Below are 10904 nucleotides of genomic sequence, written 5' to 3' on the forward strand. Positions count from 1 at the left end.
AAAGCTTCTTAGAAAGACATCGCACGCAGAAAAAGTGGTTTTCTTTTTCAAGGAGTCTCCGTGTATACGGGCTACTCAGAGGATAAGCCTATCTTATATTCCTTTTTTTATTGCCACATCTTTTAGAATAACCATACCAAAAGCAACCTAGAGTAAGCCTTGATTCATAATGTGGATGTATTGGGAGACGGCTTCCGTTGCGAGTCGTTCTTCCTTTGTTTCCACTAGTAAGAAACCTTGTCTTTCCCATTTTGCCTTTTGCCTTTTCTTGTGTACAATTTGTTGTTGCGCAACCCCTTTAATCATTGCTTGATTCACACCAGTTGGATCCGTCTTTGCTCTTTTCACCATCAATTCATCTTCTACTGTTACGAGAAGAAATAAATGCCGCTTCTTAATCCCTTCAAAGTAGGCAAGCGTTCTATCCTCTTGAAGAAATGTTTGGATATCACTAAATAATAGTATTAAACTACGCTTCTTTTGAACCGCTTGTAAATAATGTAATGCTTGCAGATAGTTCGATTCTGATGGATCAACTTCCAGATGAAAGACCGATTCCAATATTCTTTGTAATTGTGCCATTCCTTTAGCAGGAGGAACAAATACAGAAACATGTTTTGAAAAGGCAATAACACCTACATAATCCCCGTTTCCAAGTGCTGCAGCCGCTATTGTGATTGCTGCCTCCAATGCCTTTTCCAGCCTATTGACGTGACGTAATTCCGCCCCCATCATCCTTCCACAATCAATAAGAATCATGACATGTTTTCCATGTTCAGGTTCAAATTCATTTGTCATGACATCTTGTAGCTTTGCAGTTTGACGCCAGTTTATTCTTCTTGGGTCGTCACCGACAACATAGTTACGAATTTGTGAGAATTCACCTACCCCGGTCTTCCGCTTCCGAACCTTCATTCCTTCATGCATGAGATACCTTTGTGCATCCTCTAGGTACTTTTTTGTTTCTGTTAAGTCTGGAATAACATGAACCTCATCAACGATTTCTAGTGCGGCTTGCTTTTTCCACAACCCTAAGCTACTGGAATATCGAACATAGAGCTTTTTTATCTGGTATTTGCCACGAACTGTAGCAATAAAGTTATAAGATAGTGTTACTTTCTCCCTCTTTGGCAAATGCCCTTCTAATGGAAAATCTACCGTAAAGACCTGGGGAGTTCCATCTACTAACTCCATATTACAATCCAATTCCGATAAATTCTGGACTTCAATTCCAACTGAATAGGAAATACCTCTTTCCAATTGGTTAGGAATACTACGCTTGAATACAAGTTGGCTTCTTTTAGGTGAGAAGAATAAGTCTATTAAACTAACAAGCAAAAGCATTCCATTAAATATAAAAATAGACACCCATGAAAAACCAACTAACGTTAACAAAGTAATTGCTACTGAACTGATGAAGTAGAAAACTAAAAACTTCTTCGTTGGTACAATCCCCCTATCTAGGAACAGGAACCGAGCCCACAAGCTCTTCAATAACTTGGTCAAGTGCAACTCCCTCCAATTCCATATGCGGAGATAGCTGAATACGATGGCGAAGTGCTGGTTTTGCTACCATTTTCACATCATCAGGTGTGACATAGTCACGCTCTTGTAAATAACCCCAAGAACGAGCTGCCCTGCCAATCGAAATCGCTGCCCTTGTACTAGCACCGAAACGAATACTTTCTGTTTCCCGTGTACGACGTACGATTTGCATAATATATGCTAGCACCTCATCACTTAACGTTACTGCTTCAATCTCTTTACGTATTGCTAAGAACGTATCCATATCCATTACTGATTGGATATCTTCTATAAAATGCCTATTCTCCAGTACACTCTTTAACACGTCCGTCTCCTCTTCCACAGATGGAAAATTAATATGTAGTTTAAATAGGAAACGATCTTGCTGTGCTTCTGGTAAAGGATATGTTCCTTCGAATTCTATAGGGTTTTGTGTAGCTACAACAAAAAACACCTCTGGAAGTTGATAGGTCTCTCCTTGTATGGTAACTTGCCTTTCTTCCATTGCTTCCAGTAATGCTGCTTGTGTTTTTGCCGGTGTGCGGTTTATTTCATCTGCTAATAATACATTTGCAAATATTGGTCCTTTTAACGTTTGAAATGTACTATCTTTCATATTGTAAATGGTACTACCAGTAATATCACTCGGTAGCAAGTCTGGTGTAAATTGAATCCTGTTAAAATCTCCACCCAGTAGATTTGCTAGTGTTTTTACCATCTGTGTTTTACCAGTACCCGGAACACCTTCTAAGAGTACATGCCCACCTGATAAAATAGCAGATAATAATAGACGTAGATTTGTAGATTGTCCTAAAATTCGTTTTTCATAGCTTTCGATTAAGGATGTTAATTCAGTTCTCATCCTTCCTCCACCTCTTTCCGCAAACGATCTATTCTCTTAGACCATTGTAAGTATTCTTGCTTGGTAATATTCTTCTTTTGTAGCAATGATTCAATATCATGTAAAAATGAACCTATTTCCTCTTCCTTTATCGTCTTCAGCTTTGGTGTGAGCTGATTTTTCAAATCTATCCATTCCTTTTGATAAGAAATTCCCCACTTTTCTCGAAGGATGAAACGTACATAGTCTGCTTGGTTTATAAGTGAGTCCTGGTAAGCCTTTCCTTTCTGATACCAAGTCGCTAGAGCAATTAAACGTTCATCACTGAAACGAACATAATCCTCCCTTGGAGTTCGGACAGGTCCGAATCGTTTACCTTTATAAAGCAACCATAATAAGGTAAATAGAATCAATTGTAATCCTGCAACTAGTAGCCACATTGGATAAACAGTTATAAAGTCGTTCCCTTTAGCCGATTGATGGGTAAATTCATCAATCAGAATACTATTCCAGCTCTCCTCCTCCAACAAGGAAAGAACTAGCTCTAGGTTATCTTCCTCCAATATGTATTGATTGGTTAACCAATCGGGCGAATTAACTGCGATAATATTTCCATTTCCGATTTCACGCTTTATCGCTATAGCTCCTAGTTCATCCTGTAGCAACACTTGATCATTTTCCTTTGGCAAGATACGTACCTGTGAAAACATCGATGATTTATACCGTTCCCCAACACTACTCTCTAACGTAACTGTTTCACTTTCTATCATGCCAAAACCCGTACTAATGTTGAACATACCCTCTAAATTACGTTTAAAAATAAGTAACGTATTTCCTGCTTCTACAAATTCAAGATAATCATTCATGACTTCTTGCTCTGTTATTAGTGAAGGTTCCACCATAAGTAGAAGTTGATTTTCTATTTTATTTAAAAGAGAAGGCGCAAGTTCTGAGCGTTTAATAGAGTCTGCATCCTCTTCTAAATAAGTATAAAATCCTTTTACCCCTGAAGGTGACGGTGATGTTGATACATACGGTGGGTATTCCTTTGGCTGATTAGATTTGAAAAGTACACTAATGGAGACGAAGATGATTAACAATACAAAGAGCCAAATCCAAGACTTTTTCATTGATTTTTGCAATAGTTATCGCCTCCTTAACCTTCAACTATTCCACTTTCGGGCGGCTCCTGAATCCAATGTAAAATTGCTTCCTTATAGGTTACATACGATTCCTCTTCAACCGTTCTTTCCCCATAAACAACCCCATCAAAGTTCTGTGCCAATTGATAAAAACTCTCTGCCCGCTTTTTCCCTAACCGCTTCAATTCCTCATAGTACTCCCAGTTTGTCTTCCAAATTCTCGCCTTTACATAACCATTTTCATGAAAATTCAATAGTAAAGCTAAAAATAAATGGCGTGTTGCAGCTTGAAGATTCCCATTTGCCTCCAGCTCACTTACCTTTTTCAAGTGGTCATTATACGTCCAATCTCTCTCATGTTTATGGTAAAGATGTGTTGGATCCCGAAAACGGTACTTTCTTTTGTAATATCTAACTAGAAGGAAAACCGCTAGTATCACTAAAACAAAAGTAATCACACCTAAAATAACCACGAGACCAGTGGCAAATCCATTAGATGGTTCTAGTGAAGAAAAAATGTTCGACAATAGTCCCTGGAACCATTCCACAACAGAATCCCACCACTTCTGGATAACGTTTCGGGTATCTTCATAATATACCTGATATTCCTCCGTATTTAATATCTCTTCTATTTTATCTCTTGCTTGATCCAAATCTGTCATATTCATCACCTTAATTAGGGATTATTCATTGGGAGATTCATAGTTTTCTATCATTACCATTAAATCGTCGCCATCATTTCGAAGTTTTAAGTCAAAATATATTAATGCATAGCCTACAGATAAAAGTATTGTCGTGACAATGGATATCATATTAATTAGGATGGAGTACAGAACACTATTTCCAAGTAGTGCAGTAAATAGGAAATCAAATATCCCACTAATAACGAAGGTAATCGCGCCTATAACAACAAATATACCAAATGTTCTCCAAAAATTTTTACGTGTTAAATTCCAGCTTCTACCTAACCCCGGTGCACATGGTTCAAATGCAACGGCCGGAAGAAATAGACCCCATCTTGTTAGAAAGTATGCTACTACAGCACCTACAGCTAAAAATAAAACAAGGAACATTCCGATTCCTATGATTGGATGGATAAGTGCTCCTACTGCTGTTACCATCGAAATAACTAATACAGGTACAAAAACCATTCCAAAAACAATGACACTAACCAGTAGTGAACTACCAAAAATAGGCCAAAACCGTGAGAATGCTTTTTTAATGACAGAGCCTACTGTATATTCCTCTTGATTCTTTATCGCTTCAATCGTATAGATAACAGCCACATATGCAATTGGGTATAGTACAATGGTGACAAGCCCAACCAATAATGTTCCTAAATCTTGGGCAAGGGTTGTTGTTCCATAAGTAGACTCATCAATTGTATTTGATAGTTGTTCTAAAAATGAGCTTCCACCAGCTACATCACGAAAAAAACTAGAACCCGTTAAAAATGAGATAAATGCATTCATTACAACAATCGGTCCGATTACAATTAACATAATCATAAAAAAGGTTGAAAAGTTATTTTTACTCATGCGAAAAGTTTGGTCTAATAATGCACCGATACTTTTCGGTCTTGAAAAGTGATCTTCCATTTAAATCCCCCTATTTTAATTTTAAAAAATATTTTAATAATTACTTTCTATTCTACCATTATTCCTAAATGATTCGGTAATAAATTATTGTTTAGAAAAACTCGCCCGTCTTCTTTCGAATGGTATCTTATACAGCATTTTTTTATACTACCTAAATAACAAATGTCCCATTGGGGGATTAACCGCTAATGGGACATTTGTTTATTGTGCCGTATATCCTCCGTCTAATACTACGGCTTGTCCAGTAACACCCTTTGCTTTATCACTTGCTAAAAACATTGCATAATTTGCGATTTCTTCTACGTCTAAAAGCCTCTTTTGTGGAACTAATGGATAAATAACTTCCTCTAGAACCTGGTCTAGGGCTACATTTCTCGTTGTCGCTAAATCCTGTAACTGATTTCGAACGAGCGGTGTATCCACATAGCCTGGACAGATTGCATTAACAGTAATACCATACTCTGCCGCTTCTAAAGCTGTAACCTTTGTTAACCCTATTAAACCATGTTTGGCACTGTTATAAGCTGCTTTTCCCGCGAATCCTACTAAACCGTTTATCGATGCCATATTAATGATTCTCCCGCTACCTTGCTGTTTCATAAACGGAATAGCATACTTTGTTGCTATGAATGGCCCAACCAGCATAATTTTTATCATCTTTTCAAAAGTAGCAGTTGGAAAATCCTCGATTGGAGAAACATGCTGCATTCCAGCATTATTAATAAGAACATCAATCCTACCAAATTCATTTACGGTCTCGTTAATTGCATGTTTAATATCATCCTCCCTTGTGACATCACATGGTTGACCAGATGTTGTACATCCCAGTTCTCTTAAACCAGTTACCGCATCCATTAATTTATCCTGATTCATGTCTGTCAGCATGACCTTCGCACCAAGTTCTGCAAATTCCTTCCCAATTGCATATCCGATACCACTTGCTGCTCCTGTAATGAATACCACTTTACTTTTAACCATCTTATCCCTCCTACATTTCTATTTTGTTTCCTTCGTGTATTTACCATTTCGACAGTACTTTTTCTTTTCCTGCCAAAAGCCATTACAAAATTTGTTGTTTAAAAGTTAGGATTTTAGGAAAATCTTACATTGGAGTACTTTTTCTTTAAGGAGTTTCGCATGGACTATATAAAACGACTTACTAGTTTATTTATTTTTTTACTTTTTTTATTTACCACAACATTAACGACTCACGCAAAGTCCGGGCAAACATATGAAGTAGATGCTGAGTGGTTACATATTCGTAGTAGCCCATCTGTTCATGCAGAAATTATAGGTAAACTAAAAAAGGGAAATAAAGTGATGGCATTTGGGGAAAATTCAGGTTGGCTTCAAACGTATTACCATGGAGGGAAAGCATGGGTAGCTTCTAAATATTTAGTACCTGATGATGAAAAGGAAGTATTCTTAACAGATGGCTTATTATCAGGTTACACAATTGTAATTGATCCCGGGCATGGTGGAAAGGACCCTGGCGCAATTGGTCATAACGACGTATTAGAAAAGGACCTCATTCTTATAACATCACTAAAGATTGCAGAGCAATTAGTGGAAACGGGCGCCACTGTTATTTTAACGCGAGTAGACGATTCCTTTGTTTCTTTAAATGACCGTGTATTAATTAGTAACCAAGCTGATTCAGATGTCTTTATTAGTATTCACTTTAATGCTTTCCCTGAAGATTATGTTGGTGGAATCAATACATATTATTACCAAAGTGGCAAAGGCCTTGCTCACAACATCCAACATGCATTATCTCAAGAGGTTCCATTACGAAACAGGGGTGTAATCCAAAGTAATTACCGGGTTCTCCGTGACAATAATTCTCCAGCCATATTAATTGAGCTAGGTTTTATTACTAATAAAACAGAACTTACAACCATACAGTCGGATAGTTATCAGGACAAGGTCGCTCGAGCAATTGCGAATGGTTTGATTGAATACTTTTGGGAATGAAATAGTAAGGAGAATGCCTCATAGCGTCCTGTAAGCTACGAGGCATTCTTTATCTATTTGTTACAAAGATAGTTACTATTTTTTTGCGAAAATCAATCCAAGAATATCATTGAACTGCATCGTTTCAACTACAAATCCATTTTCAATAAGATAGGTAACCAATAAGGATTTATCTGCAAAATATTCATCGTCTATCACTTCCACTGCTACTTGATTCCCTGTATTATGATAGTTTTCTATTACTTGGTTGCGATGGCGTTTGTTTTCAAACATTAGATCAGCAATACATAGTTGGCCGCTTTCTTTTAATACCCTATTCATTTCACCCAATGCCAGTAGTTTTTCATCATCAGGCAAGTGGTGTAAAGCATAACTAGATACAATGATATCTACCGAATAATCCATTAGCGGTAACGCAAGAAAGTGACCTTTTCGTGTTTCAATAGCAGGGTGCTTTTGATGACAAATTTCTAGCATTTTCTCCGATTGATCAACCCCAATCACATGTGCTCCATTTTTTAAAAATCTCGAGCCAAGGTTTCCTGTTCCTATTCCAATATCTAATACCACATCATCTGACTGCGGGTTCACCAATTCTTCTACTGTTGCCAATCCTTCATCATAACCCTCATGTACATTAAAAGCATGCCCCTCTTTTTTAATGTTTTCATCATAATCAATCGCTTGCCCATCAAAGTTCCAGCGATCCTGCCATTTGCTTCGAATATCTTTTAAGTTTTTTAAGTGACTAGCTAGTTCGTGAATATTATCAACCGAGTTATTGTCTGCTTCTATCATTCGATCAATGGTTCCAATCATATCCCTTATTTCAATCCATTGTTCGAACAGTGCTGATCGTTGAATATCTAAATAGTGATTCATACTCAAATTCGGTTGATCTAATAAGGTCTTTATATCTCCAAGAGAAACACCAATTTCCCGTAATGCTAAGATCGTGCTAATTCGGTATAAATCATTTTCCGTGTAGTGACGATACTGATTGGTTTCATCCTTTTCAGGTGTAATCAAACCTTTACTTTCGTAGAATCGTAATGTCTTTGCTGTTGTATTTAAGAATTTAGCTGCTTCATTTATTTTCATCTTTCCGACTCCTCTCTAATTCCACTATAAACGTTACCCTTAGGGGAAGGTAAAGTACTTTCTGAAGAATTTAATATTATTTGTTATAATTATTTACGAAAGCGACAAAGTGAGGGATAACGATGAATGAGCACATTCGCAGTATTGCTGATAACTTACAAAAAGAATTCGGTTTAGATAATTATATATTAAAACGGAATACCTTTTTTTCGGAAAACAGTTTTGAAAGTGAGACAAGCTATATCCTTACATTAGAATGGTTTCCAGTTGAACAAGCAGAAGAAGAAAATGAGGACTTTAATCCTGATGGTTCCGCTGTGGTTGATATTGATCTGCACACAGGAAAATTAAAGCAAATTATTTTTGTCAATGGCATCTCCCATGCCCAGGAAGGAACTTTTCCTAACCCAGATATTGAACATGTTATTGAATGGGTAGAGGAAATAACGGGGATGATGTTTGGCAGACAATTTAAACTTACGAATGAAACAGAAAAAAAGTTTTCTTTTCATGCAACGGTTGATAATATCGATGTTGCACCAACAGGGAATATTGAACTTGCCTTTAATGCGGATAATCAACTGACACTATTTTCGATTGATGGTATTTTCCCAACAGAAGATGAGGTAGAATGGGAGCCATTCTCTCTTACAAAAGAGGATGTTTTAGATGAGATAAAAGGGCAGCTTACCCTAGTAGACATACCACTAGAAGAGCAGGAAAAATGGTTGACAATCTGGCAATTTAACCAAATCTTCATAAGGAATGATAAGTCGGAAGTCATTTTACCTGAGACGATTTATAACATGAATAACTTTAGAGTATTGGATGTCAATTTAACGTGGGAGTCCGCCAATAATCATGCGTTTACACCTGAGAAAATCAGTCTTTCCACAGAGATTTCTTATGAAGATGCGATGAAAAGAGTGACCGTTTCACCTTTATCAGAGGAAGACGTTCAACATTGTCTGAATGAAACAAAAGAATTTCTAAGGAATATTTACTCTAATGATTCAGGAAAATGGACGGTAACTGGGATGTATCCGGAAAAAGAGTATATCTTTGTTGAACTAAGTAGTGACTTTTTTAAAGCTTTCAGGCGGAAATTAAAAGTAATTATACGTCGGGAAAGCTATAAAGTAGTTAATTATTGGGATAACAAATTAATTCTTGATATGTTTCAATCCTTCGAGGAATCTGAAGAGGCACAGATTAACAAAGATGATGCGTTTGAAAAGATCAAGAAGTATATTGATGTTACACCTGTTTACGTAAAAGATGAATCATCTAACTGTTACCGTTTATGCGGGAGAATTGATTGTGATGTCGTTATTAATGGCGTAACAGGAGAAATAATTGCTATTAATGACTTGTAACCCATAAATTGCATGTAGAGGCCCAACGACATCTTTGCATAAAAGATTATTAATTAATCAAACTAGAATTAGGTAAGGGCACTCACCCCATGTTCAGACAAACTATTGACACAAATCCACTTTTATGATTATAATATTATTATAATTTCAAAGGGGAGTAGCTTTAACAGCTATGTCGTCATTTCAGAGTACATATTATACTCTCGGCATACCTGGCAACCCTACGGTGTTGTTAGCAAGACCTTTGCCAATGTGGTAAAGGTCTATTCTTTTTTAGAGGCCTTTACCACGTTCAATGGTATAAGCCTCTATTTTTTATTTTTGAAGGGAGAAAGTTAGATGGAAGGAATTTGGTTAGAGTATGCCTGGACTCTATTAATTTTGATAGGGTTAGAAGGTATTTTATCCGCTGACAACGCACTTGTTTTAGCAGTAATTGCAAAACATTTACCAGATGATCAGAAAAAGAAAGCAATTAATTATGGGATTATAATGGCATTTGTTTTCCGGTTTGCTGCACTATTTGCCATCTCATTTATTGCAAATGTATGGCAGGTTCAAGCAATCGGAGCGGCATATTTAATTTATTTAGGAGTAAAACATGTTATTCAGGGTCCTGAAGACCATAAGGAAGAAGAAGCCGCTGAAGCAAAAGGAAAAGGATTTTGGCCAACAGTTGCTAAAATTGGATTAGCTGATCTTGCTTTTGCAGTTGATTCTATTTTAGCTGCAGTAGCACTTGCAATCGTATTACCAGAAACAGGTTTAGGTCACTTTGGAGGAATGGATGCAGGACAATTCCTCATCGTTGTTATAGCTGGTATTGCTGGATTAATCTTAATTAAATTTGCCGCAAGTTGGTTCGTTACACTATTAGATAAACGTCCAGGCCTGGAAACAACTGCTTATTTAATTGTTGCATGGGTTGGGGTAAAGCTAGCTGTTATTACATTAAGTCATGATAAGGTAGGAGTTTTACCACATGACTTCCCACATGGTACCTTATGGACAGTTACATTCTGGGTAGTCTTACTGGGAATCGCTGTAATCGGTTGGTTTATGTCAGGTAAAAAGGGTAATAAGGAATAAAGTAGGGTCTATGGTGGATTATCTTTCACATAGAGACTAGAAGTCGTATTATGAATTAATAAATCCGAACGTAATTTCAAATTCCTACAATAGAATTTGAATTAGTTCGGATTTTTCTTTTGGTTATTACCTTAGATGGAGACTATGCGGTAACTTTATTAATAATTTAAGTTGTGAACCTAACTGGCTTCGGTTCAAAATGATGTGAAAGATGCTCTTATACATCATTTCGTACTAGGTTCTCCTTCAAAATGATGTG

10 protein-coding genes are annotated in these 10904 nt (G+C 36.9%); 3 read left to right on the plus strand and 7 right to left on the minus strand.

Annotated elements, in window-relative coordinates; all coding sequences use genetic code 11:
• Positions 1–147 precede the first annotated feature (147 nt).
• The 6 genes from K332_RS0113060 to K332_RS0113085 all read right to left on the minus strand — a co-directional run bounded on the left by K332_RS0113060 (position 148) and on the right by K332_RS0113085 (position 6083).
• On the minus strand, positions 148–1506 hold the full coding sequence (locus tag K332_RS0113060) for a DUF58 domain-containing protein (protein ID WP_026907853.1): 1359 nt from the start codon (positions 1504–1506) through the stop codon (positions 148–150).
• The gene (locus K332_RS0113065) at positions 1457–2386 is read right to left on the minus strand and encodes an AAA family ATPase (protein WP_026907854.1); all 930 of its coding nucleotides are present in this window, start codon (positions 2384–2386) and stop codon (positions 1457–1459) included. The genes K332_RS0113060 and K332_RS0113065 overlap by 50 nt, the downstream gene beginning before the upstream one ends.
• A complete protein-coding gene (locus tag K332_RS0113070; RefSeq protein WP_026907855.1) occupies positions 2383–3507 on the minus strand; it encodes a DUF4350 domain-containing protein in 1125 nt (374 codons plus the stop codon). Before K332_RS0113070 ends, K332_RS0113065 begins: the two co-directional genes overlap by 4 nt.
• Positions 3508–3521: 14 nt before the next feature.
• Positions 3522–4169, minus strand: coding sequence for a DUF4129 domain-containing protein (locus tag K332_RS0113075; RefSeq protein ID WP_026907856.1), 648 nt, complete (start codon positions 4167–4169; stop codon positions 3522–3524).
• A 21-nt stretch (positions 4170–4190) separates the two neighbouring features.
• The gene (locus tag K332_RS0113080; protein WP_026907857.1) at positions 4191–5105 is read right to left on the minus strand and encodes a hypothetical protein; all 915 of its coding nucleotides are present in this window, start codon (positions 5103–5105) and stop codon (positions 4191–4193) included.
• A 201-nt stretch (positions 5106–5306) separates the two neighbouring features.
• Complete coding sequence (locus K332_RS0113085; protein ID WP_026907858.1) at positions 5307–6083, minus strand: 3-hydroxybutyrate dehydrogenase; 777 nt, start codon at positions 6081–6083, stop codon at positions 5307–5309.
• 159 nt (positions 6084–6242) lie between these two features.
• On the opposite strand from K332_RS0113085, the gene K332_RS23310 reads away from it, so the two are divergent.
• The gene (locus tag K332_RS23310) at positions 6243–7079 is read left to right on the plus strand and encodes an N-acetylmuramoyl-L-alanine amidase family protein (protein WP_051359459.1); all 837 of its coding nucleotides are present in this window, start codon (positions 6243–6245) and stop codon (positions 7077–7079) included.
• Positions 7080–7154: 75 nt separating this feature from the next.
• On the opposite strand, the gene K332_RS0113095 is transcribed toward K332_RS23310, so the two are convergent.
• Positions 7155–8180: a MerR family transcriptional regulator gene (locus tag K332_RS0113095; protein WP_026907860.1), complete on the minus strand. Its 1026-nt coding sequence runs from the start codon at positions 8178–8180 to the stop codon at positions 7155–7157.
• A 122-nt stretch (positions 8181–8302) separates the two neighbouring features.
• Here K332_RS0113095 and K332_RS0113100 point away from each other — a divergent pair, with 122 nt between their 5' ends.
• Positions 8303–9556 carry a hypothetical protein gene (locus K332_RS0113100; RefSeq protein ID WP_026907861.1) on the plus strand — a complete coding sequence of 418 codons (1254 nt, stop codon included), beginning with the start codon at positions 8303–8305 and terminating at the stop codon, positions 9554–9556.
• A gap of 339 nt (positions 9557–9895) precedes the next feature.
• Positions 9896–10645, plus strand: coding sequence for a TerC family protein (locus K332_RS0113105; RefSeq protein WP_026907862.1), 750 nt, complete (start codon positions 9896–9898; stop codon positions 10643–10645).
• Positions 10646–10904: the final 259 nt, after the last annotated feature.

Source organism: Paucisalibacillus globulus DSM 18846, from assembly GCF_000482485.1.
GTDB classification, from domain to species: Bacteria; Bacillota; Bacilli; order Bacillales; family Amphibacillaceae; genus Ornithinibacillus; species Ornithinibacillus globulus.

Excerpts from the sequence above, each read along its gene's own strand:
- K332_RS0113065 (WP_026907854.1), bottom strand. The coding sequence starts at position 2,386 with ATGAGAACTGAATTAACATCCTTAATCGAAAGCTATGAAAAACGAATT.
- K332_RS0113075 (WP_026907856.1), bottom strand. The coding sequence starts at position 4,169 with ATGACAGATTTGGATCAAGCAAGAGATAAAATAGAAGAGATATTAAAT.
- K332_RS0113080 (WP_026907857.1), bottom strand. The coding sequence starts at position 5,105 with ATGGAAGATCACTTTTCAAGACCGAAAAGTATCGGTGCATTATTAGAC.
- K332_RS0113085 (WP_026907858.1), bottom strand. The coding sequence starts at position 6,083 with ATGGTTAAAAGTAAAGTGGTATTCATTACAGGAGCAGCAAGTGGTATC.
- K332_RS23310 (WP_051359459.1), top strand. The coding sequence starts at position 6,243 with ATGGACTATATAAAACGACTTACTAGTTTATTTATTTTTTTACTTTTT.
- K332_RS0113095 (WP_026907860.1), bottom strand. The coding sequence starts at position 8,180 with ATGAAAATAAATGAAGCAGCTAAATTCTTAAATACAACAGCAAAGACA.
- K332_RS0113100 (WP_026907861.1), top strand. The coding sequence starts at position 8,303 with ATGAATGAGCACATTCGCAGTATTGCTGATAACTTACAAAAAGAATTC.
- K332_RS0113105 (WP_026907862.1), top strand. The coding sequence starts at position 9,896 with ATGGAAGGAATTTGGTTAGAGTATGCCTGGACTCTATTAATTTTGATA.